The 23,039-nt window shown below is 63.6% G+C and carries 25 protein-coding genes; 13 read left to right on the top strand and 12 right to left on the bottom strand.

Going from position 1 to position 23,039, the window contains the following annotated elements; genetic code table 11:
• The first annotated feature begins 17 nt into the window (after positions 1 to 17).
• Entirely contained in the window at positions 18 to 707 is a 690-nt protein-coding gene (locus ACODSK_RS05200) for a DUF4197 domain-containing protein (protein WP_489014353.1), read from the top strand.
• 149 nt (positions 708 to 856) lie between these two features.
• Here the strand turns inward: ACODSK_RS05200 and ACODSK_RS05195 are convergent, their stop codons facing one another.
• Together ACODSK_RS05195 and ACODSK_RS05190 are read right to left on the bottom strand one after the other, a co-directional pair.
• Positions 857 to 3,925, bottom strand: a complete 3,069-nt coding sequence (locus ACODSK_RS05195; protein WP_489014352.1) for an efflux RND transporter permease subunit — start codon at positions 3,923 to 3,925, stop codon at positions 857 to 859.
• A gap of 6 nt (positions 3,926 to 3,931) precedes the next feature.
• Complete coding sequence (locus ACODSK_RS05190) at positions 3,932 to 5,032, bottom strand: efflux RND transporter periplasmic adaptor subunit (RefSeq protein WP_489014351.1); 1,101 nt, start codon at positions 5,030 to 5,032, stop codon at positions 3,932 to 3,934.
• Between the two features lie 276 nt (positions 5,033 to 5,308).
• Between ACODSK_RS05190 and ACODSK_RS05185 the strand changes: the two genes are divergently transcribed.
• Together ACODSK_RS05185 and ACODSK_RS05180 are read left to right on the top strand one after the other, a co-directional pair.
• Positions 5,309 to 5,542: a type II toxin-antitoxin system Phd/YefM family antitoxin gene (locus tag ACODSK_RS05185; RefSeq protein ID WP_489014630.1), complete on the top strand. Its 234-nt coding sequence runs from the start codon at positions 5,309 to 5,311 to the stop codon at positions 5,540 to 5,542.
• Between the two features lie 10 nt (positions 5,543 to 5,552).
• Positions 5,553 to 5,837 (top strand): type II toxin-antitoxin system RelE family toxin, encoded by a 285-nt coding sequence (locus tag ACODSK_RS05180; protein WP_489014350.1) that lies wholly within the window; start codon positions 5,553 to 5,555, stop codon positions 5,835 to 5,837.
• Between the two features lie 39 nt (positions 5,838 to 5,876).
• Here the strand turns inward: ACODSK_RS05180 and ACODSK_RS05175 are convergent, their stop codons facing one another.
• Complete coding sequence (locus ACODSK_RS05175) at positions 5,877 to 6,785, bottom strand: LysR substrate-binding domain-containing protein (protein ID WP_489014348.1); 909 nt, start codon at positions 6,783 to 6,785, stop codon at positions 5,877 to 5,879.
• A 187-nt stretch (positions 6,786 to 6,972) separates the two neighbouring features.
• Between ACODSK_RS05175 and ACODSK_RS05170 the strand changes: the two genes are divergently transcribed.
• The gene (locus ACODSK_RS05170; RefSeq protein WP_489014347.1) at positions 6,973 to 7,821 is read left to right on the top strand and encodes a type 1 glutamine amidotransferase domain-containing protein; all 849 of its coding nucleotides are present in this window, start codon (positions 6,973 to 6,975) and stop codon (positions 7,819 to 7,821) included.
• A 34-nt stretch (positions 7,822 to 7,855) separates the two neighbouring features.
• On the opposite strand, the gene ACODSK_RS05165 is transcribed toward ACODSK_RS05170, so the two are convergent.
• Complete coding sequence (locus ACODSK_RS05165; protein WP_489014345.1) at positions 7,856 to 8,782, bottom strand: LysR family transcriptional regulator; 927 nt, start codon at positions 8,780 to 8,782, stop codon at positions 7,856 to 7,858.
• 120 nt (positions 8,783 to 8,902) lie between these two features.
• On the opposite strand from ACODSK_RS05165, the gene ACODSK_RS05160 reads away from it, so the two are divergent.
• The 3 genes from ACODSK_RS05160 (at position 8,903) to ACODSK_RS05150 (ending at position 10,655) form a co-directional block, all read left to right on the top strand.
• Positions 8,903 to 9,634, top strand: coding sequence for an SDR family NAD(P)-dependent oxidoreductase (locus tag ACODSK_RS05160; protein ID WP_489014344.1), 732 nt, complete (start codon positions 8,903 to 8,905; stop codon positions 9,632 to 9,634).
• Positions 9,635 to 9,665: 31 nt separating this feature from the next.
• Positions 9,666 to 9,869, top strand: coding sequence for a tautomerase family protein (locus tag ACODSK_RS05155; protein WP_458978704.1), 204 nt, complete (start codon positions 9,666 to 9,668; stop codon positions 9,867 to 9,869).
• Between the two features lie 150 nt (positions 9,870 to 10,019).
• On the top strand, positions 10,020 to 10,655 hold the full coding sequence (locus tag ACODSK_RS05150) for a TetR/AcrR family transcriptional regulator (RefSeq protein ID WP_489014342.1): 636 nt from the start codon (positions 10,020 to 10,022) through the stop codon (positions 10,653 to 10,655).
• Positions 10,656 to 10,789: 134 nt separating this feature from the next.
• Here the strand turns inward: ACODSK_RS05150 and ACODSK_RS05145 are convergent, their stop codons facing one another.
• The gene (locus ACODSK_RS05145) at positions 10,790 to 11,569 is read right to left on the bottom strand and encodes a class I SAM-dependent methyltransferase (RefSeq protein WP_489014340.1); all 780 of its coding nucleotides are present in this window, start codon (positions 11,567 to 11,569) and stop codon (positions 10,790 to 10,792) included.
• Positions 11,570 to 11,660: 91 nt separating this feature from the next.
• Here ACODSK_RS05145 and ACODSK_RS05140 point away from each other — a divergent pair, with 91 nt between their 5' ends.
• Positions 11,661 to 12,281, top strand: coding sequence for an energy transducer TonB (locus tag ACODSK_RS05140; protein WP_489014339.1), 621 nt, complete (start codon positions 11,661 to 11,663; stop codon positions 12,279 to 12,281).
• Here ACODSK_RS05140 and ACODSK_RS05135 read toward each other — a convergent pair.
• The 7 genes from ACODSK_RS05135 to ppc form a co-directional block, all read right to left on the bottom strand.
• Positions 12,278 to 12,970 carry an extensin-like domain-containing protein gene (locus tag ACODSK_RS05135; RefSeq protein ID WP_489014338.1) on the bottom strand — a complete coding sequence of 231 codons (693 nt, stop codon included), beginning with the start codon at positions 12,968 to 12,970 and terminating at the stop codon, positions 12,278 to 12,280. The two genes, ACODSK_RS05140 and ACODSK_RS05135, sit on opposite strands and share 4 nt — an antisense overlap.
• A 3-nt stretch (positions 12,971 to 12,973) precedes the next feature.
• Entirely contained in the window at positions 12,974 to 13,804 is an 831-nt protein-coding gene (locus ACODSK_RS05130) for an isocitrate lyase/PEP mutase family protein (protein WP_489014336.1), read from the bottom strand.
• A 29-nt stretch (positions 13,805 to 13,833) separates the two neighbouring features.
• Positions 13,834 to 14,703, bottom strand: coding sequence for a DUF72 domain-containing protein (locus ACODSK_RS05125; RefSeq protein ID WP_489014334.1), 870 nt, complete (start codon positions 14,701 to 14,703; stop codon positions 13,834 to 13,836).
• Positions 14,704 to 14,707: 4 nt separating this feature from the next.
• Positions 14,708 to 15,001 (bottom strand): hypothetical protein, encoded by a 294-nt coding sequence (locus ACODSK_RS05120; protein ID WP_489014333.1) that lies wholly within the window; start codon positions 14,999 to 15,001, stop codon positions 14,708 to 14,710.
• Between the two features lie 130 nt (positions 15,002 to 15,131).
• Positions 15,132 to 15,806, bottom strand: a complete 675-nt coding sequence (gene tsaB / locus ACODSK_RS05115) for a tRNA (adenosine(37)-N6)-threonylcarbamoyltransferase complex dimerization subunit type 1 TsaB (protein WP_489014331.1) — start codon at positions 15,804 to 15,806, stop codon at positions 15,132 to 15,134.
• Between the two features lie 85 nt (positions 15,807 to 15,891).
• A complete protein-coding gene (adk, locus tag ACODSK_RS05110) occupies positions 15,892 to 16,539 on the bottom strand; it encodes an adenylate kinase (protein WP_330076953.1) in 648 nt (215 codons plus the stop codon).
• A gap of 266 nt (positions 16,540 to 16,805) precedes the next feature.
• A complete protein-coding gene (ppc, locus tag ACODSK_RS05105) occupies positions 16,806 to 19,433 on the bottom strand; it encodes a phosphoenolpyruvate carboxylase (RefSeq protein WP_489014330.1) in 2,628 nt (875 codons plus the stop codon).
• A 130-nt stretch (positions 19,434 to 19,563) separates the two neighbouring features.
• Between ppc and ACODSK_RS05100 the strand changes: the two genes are divergently transcribed.
• The 5 genes from ACODSK_RS05100 to ACODSK_RS05080 all read left to right on the top strand — a co-directional run bounded on the left by ACODSK_RS05100 (position 19,564) and on the right by ACODSK_RS05080 (position 23,008).
• Positions 19,564 to 19,908, top strand: coding sequence for a pilin assembly protein (locus ACODSK_RS05100; RefSeq protein ID WP_489014329.1), 345 nt, complete (start codon positions 19,564 to 19,566; stop codon positions 19,906 to 19,908).
• Positions 19,909 to 20,976: 1,068 nt separating this feature from the next.
• Positions 20,977 to 21,405, top strand: a complete 429-nt coding sequence (locus ACODSK_RS05095) for a DUF4398 domain-containing protein (RefSeq protein WP_489014327.1) — start codon at positions 20,977 to 20,979, stop codon at positions 21,403 to 21,405.
• A 46-nt stretch (positions 21,406 to 21,451) separates the two neighbouring features.
• Positions 21,452 to 22,240, top strand: a complete 789-nt coding sequence (gene lptF / locus ACODSK_RS05090) for a lipotoxin F family OmpA-related lipoprotein LptF (protein WP_489014325.1) — start codon at positions 21,452 to 21,454, stop codon at positions 22,238 to 22,240.
• A gap of 206 nt (positions 22,241 to 22,446) precedes the next feature.
• Positions 22,447 to 22,722, top strand: coding sequence for a type II toxin-antitoxin system Phd/YefM family antitoxin (locus tag ACODSK_RS05085; protein ID WP_489014628.1), 276 nt, complete (start codon positions 22,447 to 22,449; stop codon positions 22,720 to 22,722).
• On the top strand, positions 22,685 to 23,008 hold the full coding sequence (locus ACODSK_RS05080; RefSeq protein ID WP_489014324.1) for a type II toxin-antitoxin system RelE family toxin: 324 nt from the start codon (positions 22,685 to 22,687) through the stop codon (positions 23,006 to 23,008). Before ACODSK_RS05085 ends, ACODSK_RS05080 begins: the two co-directional genes overlap by 38 nt.
• The last annotated feature ends 31 nt before the right edge of the window (positions 23,009 to 23,039 follow it).

Genomic DNA, 23,039 nt, shown 5'->3' with positions numbered 1-23,039 from the left:
GATCAAGGAAAACCATCATGCTCCGTCGTACCCTCACCTTCACCGGCCTGTGCGCCGGCCTGCTGCTGTCCGCCAGTGCCCTGGCCCTGTCGCTCAGCGACCTGTCGCAGAAAGACGCCTCCGGCGGCCTGAAGGACGCCCTCAGCCAGGGCGCGCAGATTGCCGTCAAGCAACTGGGTACGCCGGGCGGCTTCAGCAACAACCCGGACGTGCGCATCGAACTGCCGGGCAAACTCGGCAAGGCAGCACAAAAGCTCAAGATGATCGGCATGGGCGCTCAGGTCGAAGAGCTGGAAACCAGCATGAACAAGGCCGCCGAGGCTGCGGTGCCGCAAGCCCAGGCGCTGTTGCTGGATTCAGTGAAGAAGATGACCGTGGATGACGCCAAGGCCATTCTCAGTGGCGGCAACGACTCGGCGACCCAGTACCTGAGCAAGACCAGCCGCGAGCAGATCCGCGAGAAATTCCTGCCGATCGTCAAGAACGCCACCGACAAGGTCGGCTTGGCCCAGCAGTACAACAAGTTCGCTGGTCAGGCCGCGACCTTCGGTGCAATCGACGCGAAAAGCGCGAACCTGGAAGGTTACGTGACCGAACAGGCGCTCAATGGCCTGTTCGAGATGATCGGCAAGCAGGAAGCCACTATCCGCGAGAACCCGGCGGCGGCGGCGACCAGCCTGGCGAAGAAGGTGTTCGGGGCGCTTTGATTTGCACTCGATATAGAGGCTGAACACAAACCCTGTGGGAGCTGGCTTGCCAGCGATGAGGCCGACAATGACAAAGATGTTGCCAAGTCAGGCCCTATCGCTGGCAAGCCAGCTCCCACAGGGTCACCGGTCAGCCGGCAATACAGGTTTCACTCCTCCTTTTTGACCCTGAACCACGCCGCATACAACGCCGGCAGGAACAGCAAGGTCAGCGCCGTCGCTACGATCAACCCACCCATGATCGCCACCGCCATCGGCCCGAAGAACACACTGCGCGACAACGGAATCATCGCCAGCACCGCCGCCAGGGCGGTCAGCACGATCGGCCGGAAGCGCCGCACCGTCGCTTCGACGATCGCCTGCCAGCGACTCAACCCCGCCGCGATGTCCTGCTCGATCTGATCCACCAGGATCACCGAGTTGCGCATGATCATCCCCGACAAGGCAATAGTGCCGAGCATGGCGACGAAGCCGAACGGCTGGCGGAACACCATCAGGAACAGCACCACGCCGATCAGTCCCAGGGGCGCGGTAAGGAAGACCATGGCCATCCGCGAGAAGCTGCGCAGTTGCAGCATCAGCAGGGTCAGCACCACCACGATGAACAGCGGCACCCCGGCATTCACCGAGTTCTGCCCACGGGTCGAGTCTTCTACCGTGCCGCCAACCTCCAGCAGGTAGCCGTCCGGCAATTGCGCGCGGACCGGATCGAGGGTCGGCAGAATCTGCTTGACCAGAGTCGCCGGCTGGTCCTTGCCGTAGATATCGGCACGCACGGTCACGGTCGGCAGGCGGTTGCGGTGCCAGATGATGCCTTCCTCGAAGCCGTACTCAAGGGTAGCCACCTGGGACAGGGCAACGCTGCGGCCATTGTCGGTGGGCACCGACAGGCTCGACAGATGGGCCAGTTCGGTGCGCTCCTCCTGGGTACCGCGCAGGAGGATCTCGATCAACTCGTTGTCCTCGCGATACTGGCTGACGCTGCTGCCGGTCAGGGAACTCTGCAGGAAGCGCGACAGCGCAGCGGTACTGACGCCGAGGGCGCGGGCGCGGTCCTGGTCGATGTTCAGATAGACCACCTTGCTCGGCTCTTCCCAGTCCAGATGGACGTTGGCCACATGCGGATTCTCGCGCACCTTGGCCGCCACCTTGCGCGCCAGGGCGCGGACTTCCTCGATATGCTCGCCGGTCACCCGGAACTGCACCGGATAACCCACGGGCGGGCCGTTTTCCAGGCGCGTCACACGGGAACGCAGGTCGGGGAACTGCTCGTTGAGGGTCTCGATCAGCCAGGTGCGCAGGGCCTCGCGGTCCTCGATGGTCTTGGCCAGGACAACGAACTGGGCAAAGCTGGCGGCCGGCAACTGCTGGTCCAGCGGCAGGTAGAAGCGCGGCGAACCGGTACCGACATAGGCCACGTAGTTGTCGATGCCATCACGCTGCTTGAGCAGTTCCTCCAGACGCTTGACCTGCTCGGCGGTGTTGCTCAGCGACGCACCTTCGGCCAGCTTCAGGTCGACCATCAACTCCAGTCGCCCGGACGCCGGGAAGAACTGCTGCTCGACGAAACGGAAGCTCATCACGCTGCCGACGAACAGCGCCACGGTCAGCACGATCACCGTCTTGCGCCGGCTCACGCACCAGCCCACCACCCGGCGCACGCGCTGGTAGAACGGCGTGCCGTAGGGATCGGTTTCGCCATTGGTGGTGCCGTGCTTCTTCGCGTGCAGCTTGGCCAGGTCCGGCAGCAGGCGCTCGCCCAGGTACGGTACGAACACCACCGCCGCGACCCACGAGGCGAGCAAGGCGATGGTCACCACCTGGAAGATCGAGCGGGTGTATTCGCCGGTGCCGGACTGCGCGGTGGCGATCGGCAGGAAGCCCGCCGCGGTGATCAGGGTACCGGTGAGCATCGGAAACGCCGTGCTGGTCCAGGCATAGCTGGCCGCCTTGAGCCGGTCGAAGCCCTGCTCCATCTTGATCGCCATCATCTCCACGGCAATGATCGCGTCGTCCACCAGCAGGCCCAGGGCAAGCACCAGCGCCCCCAGGGAAATCTTGTGCAGGCCGATGCCCAGGTAATACATGGTGGCGAAGGTCATCGCCAGCACCAGCGGAATCGCCAGCGCGACCACCAGGCCGGTGCGCATGCCGAGGGAGAAGAAACTCACCAGCAGCACGATCGCCAGCGCCTCCACCAGCACCCGGACGAACTCGCCGACACCGGTCTTCACCGCCGCCGGCTGGTCGGAGACCTTGCGCAACTCCATGCCCGCCGGCAGGTTGTTGGCGATACGGGCGAACTCGGCTTCCAGCGCCTTGCCCAGCACCAGGATGTCGCCGCCGGCCTTCATCGACACCGCCAGGCCGATCGCATCCTGGCCCATGAAGCGCATGCGCGGTGCGGGCGGATCGTTGAAGCCGCGATGCACCTGGGCGACATCGCCGATACGGAAGGTACGCTCGCCCACGCGAATCGGGAACTGCTCGATCTGCTCGACGCTGTCGAAGCGCCCGGTCACCCGCAGTTGCAGGCGCTCGCTCGGCGTTTCGAAGAAGCCGGCGGTACTCACCGCGTTCTGCTCTTCAAGCGCCTGCTGCACGGCGGCCAGCGGCAGGCCGAGGGTGGACAGCTTGGTATTGGACAGCTCGATCCAGATCTTCTCGTCCTGCAGGCCGAGCAGCTCGACCTTGCCCACGTCCTTCACCCGTTGCAGCTGGATCTGCACGCGGTCGGCGTAGTCCTTGAGCACGGCGTAGTCGAAGCCCTCGCCGGTCAGCGCATAGATATTGCCGAAGGTGGTGCCGAACTCGTCGTTGAAGAACGGCCCCTGGATACCCGGCGGCAGGGTGTGGCGGATGTCCGCGACCTTCTTGCGGATCTGGTACCACAGCTCGGGAATGTCCGCCGAATGCATGGAATCCCGGGCCATGAAGGTGACCTGGGACTCACCGGGCCGCGAGAACGACACGATCTTTTCGTACTCGCCGGTCTCCATCAGCTTCTTTTCGATGCGCTCGGTGACCTGGCGCGAGACCTCCTCGGCACTGGCACCGGGCCACAAGGTGCGGATGACCATGGCCTTGAAGGTGAAGGGTGGATCTTCGCTCTGGCCGAGCTTGGTGTAGGACAGTGCCCCGACCAAGGCCAGCAGAAGCATCAGGAACAGCACGATCTGCCGGTTGCGCAGGGCCCAGGCGGAAAGGTTGAAACCCATCGGGACTTACTCCTTGGCCGCCAGATTCACCGTGCGATTGGACCGGTCCACCGGCCGTACCTGTTGTCCTTCGTGCAGCACATGGCCGCCAGCGGCGACCACCCAGTCGCTGGCGCTGAGGCCTTCGAGCACCGGCACCGTGTCCTGACCGTAGGCACCGACGCGCACCGGGACGCGCTGCAGGGTGTTGTTGGCGTCGACACGCCAGACGTAGGTCTGGCCGTTTTCCGCGCTCAGGGCCGACAGTGGCACGGCCAGGGGAATCTGCTCGGCATGCTGGATGAACACCCGGGCGCTCTGGCCCAGTTCGGCGGGGATCTTCCCGGTATTGAAGGCGATACGTGCGGCGAAGGTGCGCGAACGCGGATCAGCGGCTGGCGACAGCTCACGGATGCGCCCGTCGAAACGCTGGCCGGGTTGCGACCAGAGCTCAACCGTCACCGGCTGGCCCACGGCAAAGCGGCCGAAATTCTGCTCCGGCAGGCTGATCAGCACCTCGCGCTCGCCATCAGCGGCGAGGGTGAACACCGTCTGCCCGGCAGCCACCACCTGGCCGACCTCGACCTGGCGCTTGGACACCACGCCATCCTGGGACGCACGCAACACCGAGTACGCGGCCTGGTTGCCGGCCACATCGAGTTCGGCGCGCATCTGCTTGACCCGGGCCAGACCTGCGCGATAGAGGTTTTCCGCATTGTCGTACTGGGAATGGCTGACCATCTGCCGGTCCAGCAGTTTCTTGTAGCGATCGCGCTCGGCCTGCACCAGGTTCAGGTTGGCCTCGGCGGCGGCGACCTGGGCGCGGGTCGCTTCCAGTTGCAGACGCACGTCCTGCGGGTCCAGTTCGGCCAATGGCTGCTCGGCCTTGACCCGCTGGCCCTCCTCCACCAGGCGCTTGCTCACCTTGCCTCCGATGCGGAACGCCAGCTCCGGCTCGAAGCGCGCGCGCACCTCGCCGGGGTAGCTGTCCACCGCCGCCGAAGCCGGCTGCGGCTGCACCACCATGGCGGGGCGGATGACGGTGGGTGCCGCGGCTTCCTGTCCGCAAGCGGACAATAGCGCGACCAGAACGACGGGCAGAGCGAGGGGCAAGGCATGGCGCAACATGGGTAATGACCTTTCGCGAAGAGGGGTGCTTCGAATATTTATACTGGCGGGTATATTAAATCAGGGTGTTGCGCTGCGAAAGATGGCGACAGGCACTTTGCCACAGCCTATCACTGAGAAGGTGAGCACTACATATGCGTATTTTTTTACGCATTACATTGCATATACTTCACGACATGCGTCACCACCTACGGTGACAGCCCAACCAAACAAATTGAGGCAAAAACCATGAGCGCACTTCTTGATCGTGCCGAGCAGGCGGTGTCTGCTACCGCGATGGTTCGCGGCTTCAGTGCGAAATTGAAGGAAGTTACCAGCGGGAAAGTCCCCCATCTGGTGATTTTCAAGGACAACGAGCCAGCCGCTGTGTTGATGGGCGTCGCGGCCTTCCAGGCACTCCATGATGAACTCGATGACCTGCGCGCCGAGCGCAAGGCCATTGACCGGCTTTCCACATTGGACGAAGAAAAGACAGTGAGCCTCGAGGACATGGAGGCTCGCTTCAAGTAGGCAGGCACCGATGCGATGGAACGTACGCTTTCACCCTGAAGTCGAGCAGGACCTCAAGCAGTTGGGAACGGCCGAGGCAAGAAGAGTCCTGAAGGTGGTCCGCGAGCGCATCGCCGAAGGGGAACCCGACAAGACCGGCAAGCCGCTGAACGGAGCGCTTGCCGGCTATCGTCGAATCCGCACTGGAGATGTTCGGATTGTCTACCGGATCGACGGCGTCGAGATCGTGCTGATCCTCTGTATCGGTGCTCGACGCGATGACGAAGTCTACAAGGCTGCCACATGGCGCATCTGACCTTACACCCTGCTGCGGCAGGGTGTCTCGTTTGGCGGACTATCCCTGCAACGACTCGAACACCTGCTGCCGAAACCACCGCCGCAACCGGTCACCATGAGTCCGCGCATGCCAGATCTGCATCACGTCCACCTGCGGCAGTTCCAGTGGCAGCGGGTACAGACGCAGGTCCGGATCCCTTGCAACCGCCTCTTCCGCCAGCGAGCGCAGACAGGTCAGCAGCAGATCGGTCCCCTGCACCAGACGGGTAGGGGCGATGAAGCTGGAAAGCCCCGCCACCACCCGACGTTCCAACCCCCGCGCCTTCAACGCCCGGTCCACCAGTCCATCGAGATCACCGGTCAGCGTGGTGATCAGGTGTTCGCAGTCGATGAAGGCCTGCAGGTCCAACCCATTGGCCAAGCGAGGATTGCCACGGGAGGCAAGCACGACGAAGCCCTCGCCGAGCAGTCGCTGCTGATGAAAGGTCTCCGGCAGGTCGGTGTAGAAACCGGCAATGGCCAGGTCGCAGGTACCCTTTTCCAGTTCCTCCCGGGGCAGCACGCCGCGGGTGTTGTGGGTGATCAGCACCAGGTTCGGCGCCTCCCTGCGCAGCACTGGCAACAGCCGCGGCAGAAGGATCTGCTCCATGTAATCGGTGCTGTAGAGGTGCAGGCGCTCGACGCGGGCGAGGAAGTCCTGGCCGTCGCAGAGGTCGTAAAAGGCCTCCAGGTCCTCCACCAGTTGCCGGACTCGCGGCGCCAGTTCATGGGCTCGGGGTGTCGGCGTCAGCCCACGGGGTGCGCGGACGAACAGCGGGTCGCCAAACTGATGGCGCAGCTTGTTCAACTTGTGGCTCAACGCTGGCTGGCTGAGGGACATGCGCTCGGCGGCGACAGAGGCATTGCGCTCCTGGTAAAGCACATGGAAGACCAGCAGCAGGTTTAGATCTTTCTTGGCGATATTCATTTTTTGGAAGGCTGCGATAAAAGCTTTCGAATTACTGAATCATAGTAACTGTCGGAAGATGGCGTTCGACCTTCGGGAGACCTCTCATGGACATCAGGCCTCCGTAGCCTGGCTGGCCTCGCCCACCGAGGTTCGTCTCACCCGTCCGCCGGACCTCGCTCCGCTCAACTGATTTCAGGAAGTTTTCATGACCAAGATCACTCGACTGGCCATGGCTGTCACCGGTGCCCTGCTTTGCGCTTCCGCCATCGCCGCGCCCAAGGGCGAAGTGCTGGTACTGCTATCCAGCGAAAACCGGCTGCCGCTGCAAGATGGCAAGCAATACCCCACCGGTTACTACCTCAATGAATTTGGAGTACCGGCCGACCACCTGCTCAAGGCCGGCTACAAGCTGGTGCTGGTGACGCCAAAGGGCAATGCACCCAGCGTCGACGAACGCTCGGTGGACCCGCAGTACTTCGCTGGCGACGCCACGGAGATGAAGCGCATCCAGCAACTGGTGGCGAGCCTGCCCGGAATCGACGACACCCTGTCGCTCAAGGAAGTGCTGGCCGGTGACCTGGATCACTACGCCGGCTTGCTGATCCCCGGGGGTCACGCACCGCTGATCGACCTCGCCAACAACCCGGAGGTCGGCGCCCTGCTGCGACACTTCCACCAGTCCGGCAAGCCGACCGCAGCGATCTGCCATGGCCCGATTTCCCTGCTTTCGGCCCAAGCCGATCCAGCGGCCTACCAGGCAGCGCTGGCGCGGGGCGAGAAGCCGGCGGCCAAGAACTGGATCTACCAGGGCTACCGCATGACCATCTTCGCCAACGCCGAAGAGCAGGTGTTCGAAAGCTCGCTGAAGGGCGACCGCATCCTGTTCTATCCGGCCAGGGCGATGGAGGGCGCTGGCGGAAACATGAGCTATGCACCAGCGTGGAATCCGAACGTGGTGGTGGATCGGGAACTGATCACTGGGCAGAACCCGTTTTCCGATCATGAACTGGGCAAGGCATTGGTCAGCAAGCTGGGTGAAGCCAGGCCCCACTGACCTGACGCCTCCCGTGCGCGCACGGTTCGGGGAATCAAGGGCGCTCCCAGGCGCCCTTTTTCTCCATCAGGAAATCGATGAATGCCCGCAGCCGGAGCGGCACATGCCGCCCGTGAGGGTACAGCAGACTGAACGGCCGCGAGCACCCGCCGAAGTCTTTCAGCACCTCCACCAACGTGCCGTCGGCCAGTTCCTGCTCGACAATGAAACGATAGGTCTGGAACAACCCCACCCCGCTCTTGGCCAGGGTCACGCCACCGAGCACGTCTTCGGAGCACACATAGCTGCCACTGGCGAGAATCTCCCGCAACTCGCCGTTTTCATTGAACAGCCAGGATATCCGTCGCCCGCTGCTGGGCAATTCGAACTGGATGCACTCATGCCGCTCCAGATCGGCCAACGCAAGCGGTTCGCCCACCCGCGCCAGGTAATCGGGGGTGGCGATCACCACCAGCGGGGCATCCTCCAGCAGCCGCGCGATCAGCGTCGAGTCCGGCTGCGCCCGCACGCGAATGGCCGCGTCATAGCCCCCACCCACGAAGTCGATGTTGCGGTTGTTCAGGTTGATATCGACGCTGACCTTCGGATAACGCCCGCGAAATTCCGCCAAAAGCGGCAGGATACGGTGATGGCCGTAGGTGGTCGGCAGGCTGATGCGCAGCGTGCCGGCAGGCTCAACCTGCTGCCCCATGACCTCGCGCTCGGCATCGACCAGCTGAGTCAGGGCCTGCCGGCTCTGCTCGTAGTAGCTACGGCCGCCCTCGGTCAGGCGGATGCTGCGGGTGGTGCGGATGAACAGGCGTACACCGAGACGCTCTTCCAGGCGCGCCACCGAACGGCTCACCGCCGCCGGCGTCACTCCCGCAGACAACGCCGCCGCAGTAAAGCTGCCCTCTTCTGCCGCCAGGCAGAACAGCTCGATGCTGCCTAGCAGCACATCGTCGAATTGTCGTTTCGGCATTGATTACACCATGTATCAACTGAAGTGCCCAAAGGCCTGTTTATCGCTTTTCTCCGCAAAAATATAGTGGCTGCCAACAGCGCGCTGATCACCCCTTCGAAACCTTTGCGGAGAAACACCATGAGCAAGCAAACAGTCGTGATCACTGGTACTTCCAGCGGTATCGGCCTGGGCCTGGCCCAGGCCTTCCTGGCGCGCGGCTACAACGTCGTTGGCAATGCCCGCAGCGAAGAGCGGTTGCGGGAAAGCAAACAAGCCCTGGGCAATCCGGCCGACTACATCGGCGTTGCTGGCGACATCGCCCGGCCGGAGACCGCCGAACAGCTGTTCCAGGCGGCGATCGAGACCTTCGGCGCGGTAGATGTGCTAGTCAACAATGCCGGGTTCTTCCTGCCCAAGCCCTTCACCGACTACACCCCAGCGGAGCTGGACAACCTGCTGGAAACCAACCTCAAGGGGGTGGTCTACGCTTCGCAGGTCGCGGCCCGGCACATGATCGGTCGCCAGCGGGGCCACATCGTCAACATCACCGCTGCCGTGGCGTTGCAGGCCAACCAGGCGGTACCGGCGGCCCTGCCTGTGCTGATCAAGGGCGGTCTGAACCAGATGACCCGTGCCCTGGCCCTGGAACTGGCGCCACACAATATCCAGGTCAACGCGGTGGCCCCCGGGATCATCGAGACGCCTATGCACGACCCGGCGATCCACGGTTTCCTCGCCGGGTTGCAGCCAAGCGGGCGCATCGGGCGTATCGCGGACATCGCCGACGCCGTGCTGTACCTGGCAAATGCCGACTTCACCACCGGCGTGGTCCTGCCGGTGGATGGCGGCATGAGCACGGGCAAGTGGTAAGCGGAAAATCCATCACACAGGAGCGCACGACATGCCTTTCGTAAGCCTTCGCATCACCCGCGACGGAGTGACCCGGGAACAGAAAGCCCAGGTCATCCGGGAGTTCACCGAGACCCTGGAGCGGGTTCTCGGCAAGCGCCCGGACCTGACCCATATCGTGATAGAGGAAGTGGACACGGATAACTGGGGCTATGCGGGAATGACCACCACCGAGTATCGCGCCAAGGAGGGATAGCGCCCCAGGCGAGACAGGGGGGCAATCGCAACTCGCCCCGTTCCACATGGCCGGGCTGATGGCAATAAGCCCGGCAGCTCGGCAGACCAACCTGACCGCACCGCCTGGGCGTTGTACTATCTAGCGCTTCAAAGCCTGCAAACGTGCCCCATGTATCAAGATCCCATCGCATCCAACGGCCCAGGACGGCCCAAGGATCTGGCCAAGCGCCAGGCCATTCTCGAAGCCGCCAAGGAGCTGTTTCTCACCAATGGCTATGCCAGCACCAGCATGGATGCGGTCGCGACAGCGGCAGGTGTGTCGAAACTGACGGTCTACAGCCACTTCAACGACAAGGAAAACCTGTTCAAGGAAGCGATCATCGCCACCTGCCAGACCCAGTTGCCGGGGCTGATCTTCGAGCTGCCCGAGGGCGTGCCGCTGGAGCAGGTGCTGCTGAATATCGGCCGCGGCTTCCAGGTGCTGATCAACAGCGACCATTCGGTGAAGCTGCACCGCCTGATCATTGCCCAGGGACCGCAGGATCCGCAGTTGGGGCAGATGTTCTTCGAGGCGGGACCGGACCGGGTCCTGCGTGAAACCGAGGCATTGCTGAGGCTGGCCGACCAGCGCGGCATGCTGCGGATTGCAAATCCGTCTTCGGCGGCGGAGCACTTCTTCTGCCTGCTCAAGGGCGGGGCCAACTTCAGGCTGCTGCTGGGCTGCGCCGGGCCGCTGGAGGCGGAAGCGGCCGAGGCGCATGTGCGGGAAGTGGTGGAGTTGTTCCTGCGGGCCTATCGGGTCTAGCCCAGACACCACAAAACCCCTGTGGGAGCTGGCTTGCCAGCGATGAGGCCCTCTCTGACAACATCTTTGTCAGTGCCGGCCTCATCGCTGGCAAGCCAGCTCCCACAGGTTCTTGTAGTGCCGGTCAGATCGGATCAGGGCTTGAGCGCCTTCTTCGGATAGATGTCATAGCGACTGGACTTGCCTTCCAGGCTGTGACTCGGCTTCGGCCCGTCGATGATCGGCGCCTTGCGCGGGCGCTTGACCACCACCCGGTGGGTCGCCAGGGCCAGCGCGGCTTCCAGCAGGGCCGGGGCATCCAGGTCATCGCCCACCAGCGGGCGGAACACGCGCATTTCCTTCTTCACCAGGGCGCTCTTGTCGCGGTGCGGGAACATCGGATCGAGGTAGATCACCTGCGGCGGTTCGCCCTGCCAGCCACGCATGCGCTCGATGGAATTGCCGTGCAACAGCTCCATCCGCGCCACGATCGGCCCGACCTCGTCATCCCCCGCAGCACGGGCCAGCCCATCCTCCAGCAGCGCCGCCACCAGCGGCTGGCGTTCGATCAACTGCATCCGGCAACCCAGGGTGGCGAGCACAAAGGCATCCTTGCCGAGCCCGGCCGTGGCATCCAGCACATGCGGACGGACGCCCTGGGCAATCCCCACCGCCTTGGCGATCATCTGTCCGGCGCCACCGCCGTACAAACGCCGATGGGCCGCACCGCCTTCGAGGAAATCCACCCGCACCGGGCCGGGAGCCTGCGGGCCAAGCTGCTGGATCTGCAGCCCGTCCACGCCGATCTGCACGGCAAACCCGGCGTCGGCGTCATCCAGCGGCAGGCCCAGACGCGCCGCCCAGTGCTCGGCCTGGGCCTGATATTCGGCGCTCAGTGCCTCGACCCGGATCCCGCCTTCGACCTGCTGCTCCACACTCACCTTCCTGCTCGAAAAAAAGTTAAAGATCGGCGCCCGCGGCCGATACACAAAGTACGCGCCATTTTGCCAGAGCTCTTCGACAACCATGTCAGAGATTCTTCAACTTCCCTCAGGCTACCTGTCACCCGTCGGTGACTACAGCCGCCACAACACCCAGGCCCTGGGCGGCGTCAGCCACCTGTGGTCGGACTTCTTCGCTCGCGCCCTGGCCGCGCAGCAGGAAGAAGGCGTGGTGCGCGAGCCGCTGCCGGTTGAAGAAGTGGATGTGCAAACCGGCGAGCCGATCACCGGCAGCCAGACCCTGGCGCAGATCCAAAGCCAGCGCCTGTGCAACGTCACCGATACCGAAGTCGCCCCGCCAGAACCCTTGTTCCTGCCGATCGCCGAATTCGAGCTGGACCTGCTGGACAAACCCGCCCCGCCCTTCAGCGCCGCCGAACTGATCGAACAGCAGCGCCAGCTGGACATCAGCAACAACTGGGTGCGCCCGGTGGTCATGAGCCAGGGCCATCCGCATCCCGAGCCGGGCCCGGCGCCAGCGTCCCGTCCGCTGCACCTGCCGATCGCCGAACTGGAACGCAAGCTGCTGGATCCGGCGGCAGAACCCTTCGACGAAGCCACCCTGGCCAAGCAGCAGCACGATCTGGACTTCGATATACAGTGGGCACGCCCTGTAGTGCTGAACAACGTGCGGATCGCCGCCTAACGGCAGACCTGCCAACGCCCCATATCCAGATGGAAGTGGTTGTGGTGGGCAGCGTTGTAGTCAGGCCCCAGCACCGTGTTGAAACTCTCGCAGGCTCCGTCGCGAACCTCGCGCAGGAAGCGCGCCTTGGGTCCGTCCCCGCTCCAGTCCTTTTGCAATTCGATGCGCCGACCGTCCTTCAGGCGAAAGCCGGCAATATCCAGGGCATTGGCCGTGGCGTGCTGACTGAGCCGGCCTTCGGCGCGGTTGTAGACATTGCGGCAGGCGTAGCTACCGAGATGATCCACCTGCGCCACCGGCTGCCCGAAGACCCGCTGCGCTGCCGGTTGCAGGCCATGACGCTCGAACAGGGCAAAGGCCACCGCTACCGGGCAGGTGGCCAGAAAGCTGCTGCTCAGCTTCACCTCTGCGCCCTGGACACGGACTACGTTGGTCAACGGACAGTTGCCGCTGGTGGTGTCTGCCTGCCGGGTAACACGCAAGCCGGAGGTGGCGAGAACCTCGGCACATAACTGCGGATCATCCCGCAGGCGGCCGAGCTTCCACGAAGTGAGGAAATTGGGGGATTCACGCACATCCAGCGGCGCCCATGGATTCCATTGATCCGGCAATCGCCAACCCTGCCGCCAGCCGAACAGCGCCACGCCGGCCAGCACCGCCAGAAGCAGCAACCCGCCGTAACGCCTCAACACCTAGCGCCTGAACAGATCGTTGAGCTGGGCGAAGGTCATGGCCTTGTCGCCGTAATCGAAGCGCCCTTCTCCGCGAATCCGCGTCGCCGCGTCGAAAAACGCGCCGTAGGCGACCCTGGCCAATGAGGAGCCGACACTGATGCGCTTCACACCGAGCGCCTTGAGGTCGTCGAAGCTCAGATCGACGCCCGCCAGCCCCATCAGCACATTGACCGGTTTGGGTGCCACCGCCTTGACCACCCGCTCGATGTCCTGCGCGGTACGCAAGCCGGGGGCATAGAGCACATCGGCGCCAGCCTCGGCGAAAGCTTGCAGGCGGGCGATGGTGTCGTCGAGGTCATTGCGCCCGTGCAGCAGGTTTTCCGCGCGGGCACAGAGCATGAAGGGGAAGTCCAGGCTGCGGGCAGCGGCGACGGCGGCCTCGACCCGCTCCACGGCACGGTGGAAGTTGTAGATCGGCTCGTCCTCGCGGCCCGTTGCATCCTCGATGGAGCCCCCCACCAATCCGAGTTTGGCCGCTTGCAGGATGGTTTCGGCGCACTCCGACGGTTCGTCGCTGAAGCCGTTCTCCAGATCGGCCGCCACCGGCAAGGCCGTGGCATCGACGATGGACTGGGCATTGGCCAGGGTTTCGTCGCGGCTGACCGCACCCTCGGCATCGGGTCGCCCCAGGGCGAAGGCCAGGCCGGCGCTGCTGGTGGCCAGGGCCTCGAAGCCAAGGCTGGCGAGCAGCTTGGCCGAACCGGCATCCCAGGGGTTGGGAATGACGAAGGTTCCGGGGCGCTCGTGCAGCGCTCTGAAGGCTTCGGCACGCAGGGTTTGCACATCCATGGTGGAACTCCCAGGCAGACGACAGGAAATCACAGCAGGCCGAGTTGTTCGACCTCCGGGCCCCGGTCGGGTTCATGCAAAGGCGCCAGCCCCGGCAAGCGCTCCATCAGGCCGCGATGGAAACGCTGGGCCAGAGCCGCCGCCAGGCGGTTGTCGGCGGTATGCAGGAAAACGTAGGGGCTGCGGCCTTCCTCGATCCAGGCGGCGACCTTGTCCAGCCACTGCTGCAGAAAGGGCTCGTTGGCCTCCAGCTCAGGGTGCCCGATGAAGCGCACCTGGGGCTGCTGGCTGAACGCCGTCGGACGCGGTGGCACCCGCGGCTTCTTCGACTGGGCATGCAGCACGCTTGGCTCGCGGGAGGTGCAACTGAACAGCGCCCGCGGATCGAGGCAGATGCGCTCGATACCGCGCTCGTGCAGCAGGCGATTGAGCTGGCGCTCCTCCTCGCCTTTGGAGAAGAAGGCGTCGTTGCGCACCTCAACGGCCACCGGCACGGCAAGCTCGTCGATGAAATGCATCAGTTCGCCCAGGCGCGCCGGGCCGAACATCGCCGGCAGTTGCAGCCAGTACGGCGAGACCCGCTCGCCCAGCGGCTTGAGCAATTGCACGAAGGTCCGCGCCGCATCCAGTTGCGCACGCAGGTCACCGCTATGGCTGATATCGCCGGGAAACTTGGCGGTAAAGCGGAAATGCCCGGGCATGACCTGGGCCCAGCGCTCGATGGTGGCCGGCGCCGGACGGGCATAGAAGGTGGTATTGCCCTCGACGGCATTGAACACCTGGCAGTACAGCCCGAGGAAATCGGTGCTCTTCGCGTCGGCGGGATACAGGTAGTCGCGCCAGGCGTTTTCGCTCCAGGAGGGACAACCGAGGAAATAAGGTAGGGATGCTGAGCTCATTGGCTCAAATGTACAGATCCAGCCCCAGCACTTCCATCTCCCAATCGACGAAACCGGCGGTGGTCAGGTAGCTGGCCAGGGCGCCAGCGGTGCGCCGGTCACGTGCGCGGGGGAAGATCATGTCCTGCGGGCGGGCCGGCAGGTTGGGCGTAGCGCGTTGGGCATTGCCGGTGTTGCTGGCGGGTTGCGCCTCGACTTCGCCGACGATGTCGTCTTCCGACTCTTCCACGCGCACCGGCCCTTTGCGCTGAGGGCGCTTGAGCGGGTAACTCGATGAAGAAAAGCCGTCGATACGCATGGCAATCAAACTCGGGGGCTATGATGGCAATTTAGCGGCACCTGAGTTCCTTGGCAAATGCGCTACTGATAACTGGACCACATATACACAATTTGGTTTACGGCGATTGGCGATAACCGACCGGAGGTCGTCACCCCTTTTTGGGTGTGGCCACCTTGTCGCGCAGGTACACCGGCTGGGCCTGCTCGGCCGGTACGCTTTCGCCGCGATCCCAGGCGAACCTGGCCAGGGTCAGCAGGTCCAGGGCATGGGGCAGCATCGCCTGGTCCTGACCATCGACCTTGACCGCCAGCCGCTCTGCGTAGCTCCAGCCTGTGCCAGCACCGAACCACGAACCGCTGGCGCCCTCGGGAAGTGCAACCTGCTCGGGCGGCAACACGGCTTCGGCCCCCTGCAATTGCATCTCCCCTTCTACTTGGTGATAGCAGCCCCAATAGACTTCGTCCATTCGCGCATCGATGGCCGTCGCGACCTGGTTGGCACCGTGCTCGCGCAAGGCGCGCTGGGCCAGGACCGCCAGGTTGGAAATCGGCAGTACCGGACGCTCCAGGGCGAAGGCCAGGCCCTGGACCACGCCGATGGCGATACGCACGCCGGTAAATGCCCCCGGACCGCGGCCAAAAGCGATCGCATCCACCGCCGACAAGGCGATACCGGCATCGGCCAGCAGCGTCTGGATCATCGGCAACAGCTTCTGTGCGTGCAGGCGCGGGATCACCTCGTAGTGGCTCGTGATCTTGCCATCGTGCAGCAAGGCAACGGAGCAGGCTTCAGTGGCGGTATCCAGGGCCAGCAAGGTGGTCATCGGGGGTTCCAGGCGAGAGAAAAAAGAGCGGCAGTATAAACGACAACGGCCCGCAAGCGGGCCGTTGGCGACACAACGAAAGGGATCAGCTCAGGGCTGCCAGCACCTTGGCGGTAATGGCTTCGACCGAACCGACGCCAGGAATATGGCTGACCTTCGGCTTGCCATCGGCGGCTTCGAGCTTCTGGTAGAAGTCCACCAGCGGCTTGGTCTGCTCGTGGTAGACCTTCAGGCGGCCACGCACGGTTTCTTCGTTGTCGTCAGGGCGCTGGATCAGGTCCTCGCCGGTGACGTCATCCTTGCCTTCAACCTTCGGCGGGTTGTAGACCACGTGGTAGACACGGCCGGAATCCAGGTGGACGCGGCGACCGGCGATACGCTGGACGATCTCTTCGTCGTCGACAGCGATTTCGACTACGGCATCCAGGGAAACGCCGGCAGCGACCATGGCTTCAGCTTGAGGGATGGTGCGCGGGAAACCGTCGAACAGGAAACCGTTGGCGCAGTCGGGCTGGGCGATACGGTCCTTGACCAGGTTGATGATCAGGTCGTCGGAGACCAGCTTGCCGGCATCCATCACGGCCTTGGCTTCCAGGCCCAGCGGAGTGCCGGCCTTGACCGCGGCACGCAACATGTCGCCGGTGGAGATCTGCGGAATACCGAATTTTTCGGTGATGAACTTTGCCTGAGTACCTTTACCGGCCCCGGGAGCTCCCAGCAGAATTACGCGCATCTTGTGCTCCTCATTTTTTATAAGCAAATCAATGGATTCGCGAGATTGGCGAATCGCAGGAAATCGGGCGATGACCATAAATCGGTCAAAAGGCTGCCCAAGATACACAGCGCATGGGGACCATACAAGCGGTCGAAAGTCGGAAAAACCTGCGACAGGACGCCACGCTGTATACAGGTTGCGCCCAGCGCAACCGCCCCTTCACAAGACTATTTCGTACAAACTGCGGGATGCATTCTTACATCCCGCAGGCACTCATCCGACACTCAACCCGTGTTGCGCAAACCGGCGGCAATACCTGCCACGGTCACCAGCAGGGCTTGCTCCAAGGGGCTGTCCAGAGCGGCTTCGCGCTCCCTGGAGCGGGCCAGTAGCTCGGCCTGGAGCAGGTGCAGCGGGTCCAGGTAGGTGTTGCGCAGGCGGATGAACTCCAGGGTCTCGGGGCTGTGCGCCAGTAGCACCGGCTGCCCGGTCAGGCCCAGCACTACCTGACACGCCTGCGACAATAGGTCGCGCAGATGTTCACCCAAAGGTCGCAGTTGCGGTTGCACCAGACGTTCGTCGTAGGAGCGGGCGATTTCCGCGTCGGCCTTGGCCAGGACCATCTCCAGCATGTCGATGCGGGTACGGAAGAACGGCCATTCCTCGCGCATCTGCGCCAGCAGCGGCCCCTGACCACGGGCCAGGGCATTGTTCAGCGCCGCCTCCCAGCCGAGCCAGGCCGGCAGCATCAGACGGGTCTGGGTCCAGCCGAAGATCCACGGGATGGCGCGCAGGCTTTCGATACCCCCGGCGCGGCGCTTGGCCGGACGACTGCCCAGCGGCAGACGACCGAGTTCCTGTTCCGGGGTGGACTGGCGGAAGTACTCGACGAAATCGGGGTTTTCTCGCACAACGCCGCGATAGGTCTTCACTCCGTCCGCAGCCAGTTGATCCATCACTTCGCGCCAGGTCGGCAGGGGCGGCGGCGGTGGCAGCAAGGTGGCTTCCAGCACGGCGGCCAGATACAGGTTGAGGTTCTGCTCGGCGATGTCCGGCAGGCCGAACTTGAAGCGGATCATCTCGCCCTGTTCGGTGGCGCGGAACCGCCCGGCCACCGATCCCGGTGGCTGGGAGAGGATCGCCGCGTGAGCTGGCGCGCCACCACGGCCAACGGTGCCACCGCGACCGTGGAACAGCAGCAGTTCGACCTCCTGCTCGCGGCAGATCTTCACCAGGGTTTCCTGAGCGCGGTACTGCGCCCAGGCAGCGGCGGTGGTGCCGGCGTCCTTGGCCGAATCGGAATAGCCGATCATCACCTCCTGCGGGCCGTGCAGCCCGGCGCGATAACCCGGCAGCGCGAGCAGGCGCTGCATCACCGGACCGGCGTTGTCCAGGTCGGCCAGGGTTTCGAACAGCGGCACCACGCGCATCGGCCGTTGCAGGCCGGCTTCCTTCAGCAGCAGTTGCACCGCCAGCACGTCGGACGCGGCGCCAGCCATGGAAATGACATAGGAGCCCAGGGACGCCGCCGGCGCCGCCGCGATTTCGCGACAGGTGGCGAGGACTTCGGCGGTTTCCGCCTGCGGCTTGTAGTGCGGCGGCAACAATGGCCGGCGGCTGGCCAGCTCGCGCTGGAGGAAGTCGATCCGCGCCTCTTCGTTCCACTCGGCGTAGCTGCCCAGGCCCAGGTATTCGGTGATTTCACTGAGGGCGGCAGCATGACGGCTGGAGTCCTGGCGCACATCGAGACGCACCAGGAACAGACCGAATGTCACCGCACGCCGCAGGCAGTCCAGTAGCGGGCCATCGGCGATCACGCCCATGCCGCATTCGTGGAGGGACTCGAAGCACAGGTGCAGGGGTTCGAAGAGTTCACGGTTGTCCTGCAACACCAGCGGGCCGGGCACCTGCGCACTGGTCAGGGCCGACTGGGCCCAGGCACGGGTTTCCCGCAGGCGTTCGCGCAGCGGCTTGAGCAAGGCGCGATAGGGCTCGGCGCACTCCCCGACCTTGGCCCGCAATGCCGGGCTGGCCTGCTGCATCGACAGTTCGGCAGCCAGGGAATGCACATCGCGCAGGAACAGGTCGGCGGCCATCCAGCGCGCCAGCAGCAGCACTTCGCGGGTGACCGCCGCGGTGACATTGGGGTTGCCATCGCGGTCGCCGCCCATCCACGAGGCGAAGCGAATCGGCGCCGCCTCCAGCGGCAGGTGCAGACCAGTGGCGTCGTGCAGGGCCTTGTCGGCCTTGCGCATATGGCTGGGGATGGCCTGCCAGAGGGAATGCTCGATCACCGCGAAGCCCCACTTGGCCTCGTCCACCGGGGTCGGCCGGGTGCGGCGGATTTCCTCGGTGTGCCAGGCTTCGGCGATCAGCCGTTGCAGGCGCTGGCGCACCTGCTCGCGCTCGGCCGGGGTCAGGTCGCGGTGGTCCTGAGCCGCCAGTTGCGCGGCAATGGCGTCGTACTTCTGGATCAGGGTGCGTCGTGCCACTTCGGTGGGGTGGGCGGTGAGCACCAGCTCGATGTTCAGCTTGCCCAGTTGGCGGGCCAGGGCGTCGTCACTGTGGCTGGCGGCCTTGAGACGCGCCAGCAGCTCGGGCAACACCCGGGCCTCGAAGGGCTCCGGCTGGTCGCCATCGCGACGGCGGATCAACTGGTATTGCTCGGCGATGTTGGCCAGGTTGAGGAACTGGTTGAAGGCCCGGGCCACCGGCAGCAATTCATCGTCGGCGAGGTCGGCGAGGGTCGAGCTGAGCTGCTCTTCTCCGCCGCTGCGATCGGCCTTGGCACTGTGGCGGATCGCTTCGATCTTCTGCAAAAACGCCTCGCCATGCTGCTCGCGCACGGTATCGCCCAACAGCTCGCCCAACAGATGAACATCTTCCCGCAAGCGCACATCGATATCGGTCATCAACCTTCTCCATACCCTGGAAAAACTGCCTGCCTTGCAGAGTGCCCCACTACCGCTCGTGCTTTCAAGGCGCAGGCGCGGGCGAACTGGCTACGCTGTAACCAGTCCCAATGGTTTTACGGAGGGCATCATGAAGATTCGCGAACTTGCGCAGCACTGGGAGCAGAACGCCAAGGGGCGTCTGAGCCCCACCGGTCATATCCTGCACCTGGATGTCGAAGCCTCCGCGCGCCTGGCGGCGCTGGCGGAGATGTATCCCAAGCGCACCCCTGAAGAACTGCTCGGCGAACTGCTTGGCGCGGCCCTGGAGGAGCTGGAGGCGAGCTTCCCTTACATCCAGGGCAAGCAGGTGATCGCCACCGATGAGGAAGGCGATCCGCTGTACGAGGATGTCGGGCCTACGCCGCGCTTCCTCGCACTGTCACGACGGCATCTGCATGCCTTGAGCAGCGGCAAGGATGGTTCCACTCACTAGTAACCCTGACACATAGCCCCTTGTGGGAGCTGGCTTGCCAGCGATGAGCATGGGTATCTACACATCTTTACCAATGATGGACCCGGTCTGTAACACACCGCTCTTGCTTGGCTCTTGCTTTGGCTCTTGCTCTGCTTTTGATCTTGATCTGCCCCGGCCTTCAGAAGGCTGAGTGGAGCATGCGCGGAGTGGGGGTAAGGGCCATGGATGGCCCGCAAGCGCCGTCGGGCCATGGACGGCCCGTCGGCGCGCCCCCCACGGAGCGTATGCGGAAGGAAGGAACCCGGAGCGCAGCGCAGGGCCGTATGTAGGACGGAAGGCGTTTTGGTTACTTTTGCGCCGTCAAAAGTGACCCGCTGTAAAAGCGGAAAGGTAACTTCCCGTCACCATCGTGAATGGATAAGCCCCCGACACCAGAACCAAACAACGTCCGAAAGGTAGGCCCGGAAACCGGGAACATATCCATTAAGGCAGCGACGTCAATTCACCTTTCCGCCCTTACGGCGGGTCACTTTTGCTGGGCGGCAAAAGTAACCAAAAACGCCCCAGCCCGACATCCGGCCCTACGCTTCGCTCCGGGTTCCCTCCTTCCGGCACCGCTCCACCGGGCACGCGCCGACGGGCCATCCCTGGCCTGACGGCGCTTGGCGGGCTCCTGCCCGCCATCCCGGCTCCGCGGCACCTCCACTCGGCCTCCTGACGGGCCGAATCGGTGTCGTCTGGAAGATCGATGCCAGGAAAAGCAAAAGCTGAAAAACATTTCAGACTCGGCGGCTGCACCTAGGTAGAGATGTGTAGATACCTATGCCTATCGCTGGCAAGCCAGCTCCCACAGAGGGCACCGCCGGCCGAAAGATCGGTGGATACCCCGCCTCCCCCGCAAAAGTTCCCGCGCAAACCCACTGACCAATCAGTCAGAAAAAATCGCCCATCAAGCGGTACTTTTTCTGAACTTTTGAAAAAACGCTCGACTCCCAGCCATTAGCCACTACGGCAAAAATCCCTCCCGGCCTCTACCCGGAGAGGTGTGTCGATGGACTGTTACGGATGTTCATCAGGAGTGATCCAATGGAGTTGACCACCATGAAGACCCGCATCGAAAAATCCCCGTTCCAACTGCGCGGGATCAAGCTGGCCGCGCTGGCCCTGGGCAGCAGCCTGGTCCTGGCCGGTTGCGCTGGCAAGCCACCCACCGAGCAGTACGCCGTGACCCAGTCGGCGGTTAACTCCGCGGTGAGCGCCGGCGGTACCGAGTACGCCGCCGTCGAGATGAAGGCCGCGCAGGACAAGTTCAAGCAAGCCGAAATCGCCATGCACGACAAGAAGTATGACGAAGCCAAGCTGCTCGCCGAACAGGCCGAGTGGGACGCCCGCGTCGCCGAGCGCAAGGCCCAGGCCATGAAGGCGCAGAAGGCCGTGCAGGATGCCCGCCAGGGCGTTCAGGACGTACGCGAGGAAGGCATGCGTGCCGCCGACCCGATGCAGCCGCAGCCATAAGCGCAGCAGCGCTTCGTGCATTCGAAATCGATAAAGGACGAACACTATGCGTAACCACGTGATGATTCCCGCCCTTCTGGCCGTGAGCATGGGCCTGGTCGCCTGCGCCCACCAGCCGAACCCCAACCTGGAATCGGCCCGCACCAACTTCTCGGCGCTGCAGAGCGATCCGCAGTCGAGCAAGGTTGCTGCTCTTGAAACCAAGGACGCCCAGGACTGGCTGAACAAGGCCGACAAGGCCTACATGGACAAGGAAGACAGCAAGAAGGTCGACCAACTGGCCTACCTGACCAACCAGCGCGTCGAGGTGGCCAAGCAGACCATCGCCCTGCGCACCGCCGAAGCCGACCTGAAAAACGCCGCCGCACAACGTGCCCAGGCCCGCCTGGACGCTCGCGACGCGCAGATCAAGAAGCTCCAGGAGAGCCTCAACGCCAAGCAGACCGACCGCGGCACCCTGGTGACCTTCGGTGACGTGCTGTTCGACTTCAACAAGGCCGAGCTCAAGGGCAGCGCCTACCCGAACATCACCAAGCTGGCGCAGTTCCTCCAGGAAAACCCTGACCGCAAGGTGATCGTCGAGGGCTACACCGACAGCGTCGGCAGCGCCAACTACAACCAGAGCCTGTCGGAGCGTCGCGCCAACTCGGTGCGCATGGCGCTGGTACGTGCCGGCGTCGACCCGACCCGCATCGTCGCCCAGGGCTATGGCAAGGAGTACCCGGTAGCGGACAACACCAGCAACTCCGGGCGCGCGCAGAACCGTCGGGTGGAAGTGACCATTTCCAACGACAACCAGCCGGTGGCACCGCGTAGTGTGAGCAGCGTGCAATAACGCCCAGGCTGTGACGAAAAATCCCGCCGGTTGGCGGGATTTTTTTTGCAGCCCCTCAAGAAAAGCCGCTTTAAAAGCACCTTTAAAGACACCTTTTAAAGTATTAGTATCCCCATCCTGTTTCACTGACTTCGATCCGGACCGGGACTACCGATCCCGGCGCCCTCCCCTGACAGCAGAACTCCACAGGAAGTGTTGCCATGGCAATGACATTCGCGGTTCTGGCCAATGTTGCCGCATCGGTCACCGACCTTAAAAAAGATCCCATGGGCACCCTGCGCGAAGGCAAAGGCGAAACCGTGGTCATTCTCAACAGAAATGCACCAGCCTTCTATGCAGTCCCGCCCGACCGCTACGAAGCGATGATGGATCTGATCGACGATGCCCAACTGGCGGAGCTGGTACGCCAACGGCGTGGCGAGCCCACCGTCAAGGTAGACATCGATGAGCTCATCGCAGAAGCCGAAGGAAGCGGCACCTGAGTACGTACTGGAATTCAATCTGAAAGCAAGGAAGGAATTCGACAGGCTGGATGCAGCGACCCGCTTGCAACTGGCCAAAAAGTTGAAATCCAGGCTGGCGGGGCCGAGGGTGGAGGCGGACAAGCTTTCCGGGATGCCGGACTGCTACAAGATCAAGCTGCGCAGCTCGGGTTATCGGTTGGTGTATCAGGTTGTCGATGAGCGACTGGTAGTGCTGGTGGTTGCCGTGGGCAAGCGGGAAAACCAGCAAGCCTATGGCGCGGCAAAGTCTCGCGTCACCCACTGAAATCCCGTTGTCAGCACTGCCGCAATCGCTG

This window comes from Pseudomonas sp. FG98 (assembly GCF_057808595.1).
This window is presented reverse-complemented; position numbering and strand designations above follow the sequence as displayed.

Excerpts from the sequence above, each read along its gene's own strand:
- ACODSK_RS05140 (WP_489014339.1), top strand. The coding sequence starts at position 11,661 with ATGTCAGAGATTCTTCAACTTCCCTCAGGCTACCTGTCACCCGTCGGT.
- ACODSK_RS05080 (WP_489014324.1), top strand. The coding sequence starts at position 22,685 with ATGAGCTCATCGCAGAAGCCGAAGGAAGCGGCACCTGAGTACGTACTG.
- ACODSK_RS05170 (WP_489014347.1), top strand. The coding sequence starts at position 6,973 with ATGACCAAGATCACTCGACTGGCCATGGCTGTCACCGGTGCCCTGCTT.
- lptF (WP_489014325.1), top strand. The coding sequence starts at position 21,452 with ATGCGTAACCACGTGATGATTCCCGCCCTTCTGGCCGTGAGCATGGGC.
- ACODSK_RS05195 (WP_489014352.1), bottom strand. The coding sequence starts at position 3,925 with ATGGGTTTCAACCTTTCCGCCTGGGCCCTGCGCAACCGGCAGATCGTG.
- ACODSK_RS05200 (WP_489014353.1), top strand. The coding sequence starts at position 18 with ATGCTCCGTCGTACCCTCACCTTCACCGGCCTGTGCGCCGGCCTGCTG.
- ACODSK_RS05180 (WP_489014350.1), top strand. The coding sequence starts at position 5,553 with ATGCGATGGAACGTACGCTTTCACCCTGAAGTCGAGCAGGACCTCAAG.
- adk (WP_330076953.1), bottom strand. The coding sequence starts at position 16,539 with ATGCGCGTAATTCTGCTGGGAGCTCCCGGGGCCGGTAAAGGTACTCAG.
- ACODSK_RS05160 (WP_489014344.1), top strand. The coding sequence starts at position 8,903 with ATGAGCAAGCAAACAGTCGTGATCACTGGTACTTCCAGCGGTATCGGC.
- ACODSK_RS05175 (WP_489014348.1), bottom strand. The coding sequence starts at position 6,785 with ATGAATATCGCCAAGAAAGATCTAAACCTGCTGCTGGTCTTCCATGTG.
- ACODSK_RS05165 (WP_489014345.1), bottom strand. The coding sequence starts at position 8,782 with ATGCCGAAACGACAATTCGACGATGTGCTGCTAGGCAGCATCGAGCTG.
- ppc (WP_489014330.1), bottom strand. The coding sequence starts at position 19,433 with ATGACCGATATCGATGTGCGCTTGCGGGAAGATGTTCATCTGTTGGGC.
- ACODSK_RS05085 (WP_489014628.1), top strand. The coding sequence starts at position 22,447 with ATGACATTCGCGGTTCTGGCCAATGTTGCCGCATCGGTCACCGACCTT.
- ACODSK_RS05130 (WP_489014336.1), bottom strand. The coding sequence starts at position 13,804 with ATGGATGTGCAAACCCTGCGTGCCGAAGCCTTCAGAGCGCTGCACGAG.
- ACODSK_RS05155 (WP_458978704.1), top strand. The coding sequence starts at position 9,666 with ATGCCTTTCGTAAGCCTTCGCATCACCCGCGACGGAGTGACCCGGGAA.
- ACODSK_RS05095 (WP_489014327.1), top strand. The coding sequence starts at position 20,977 with ATGGAGTTGACCACCATGAAGACCCGCATCGAAAAATCCCCGTTCCAA.
- ACODSK_RS05120 (WP_489014333.1), bottom strand. The coding sequence starts at position 15,001 with ATGCGTATCGACGGCTTTTCTTCATCGAGTTACCCGCTCAAGCGCCCT.
- tsaB (WP_489014331.1), bottom strand. The coding sequence starts at position 15,806 with ATGACCACCTTGCTGGCCCTGGATACCGCCACTGAAGCCTGCTCCGTT.
- ACODSK_RS05100 (WP_489014329.1), top strand. The coding sequence starts at position 19,564 with ATGAAGATTCGCGAACTTGCGCAGCACTGGGAGCAGAACGCCAAGGGG.
- ACODSK_RS05185 (WP_489014630.1), top strand. The coding sequence starts at position 5,309 with ATGGTTCGCGGCTTCAGTGCGAAATTGAAGGAAGTTACCAGCGGGAAA.
- ACODSK_RS05150 (WP_489014342.1), top strand. The coding sequence starts at position 10,020 with ATGTATCAAGATCCCATCGCATCCAACGGCCCAGGACGGCCCAAGGAT.
- ACODSK_RS05190 (WP_489014351.1), bottom strand. The coding sequence starts at position 5,032 with ATGTTGCGCCATGCCTTGCCCCTCGCTCTGCCCGTCGTTCTGGTCGCG.
- ACODSK_RS05125 (WP_489014334.1), bottom strand. The coding sequence starts at position 14,703 with ATGAGCTCAGCATCCCTACCTTATTTCCTCGGTTGTCCCTCCTGGAGC.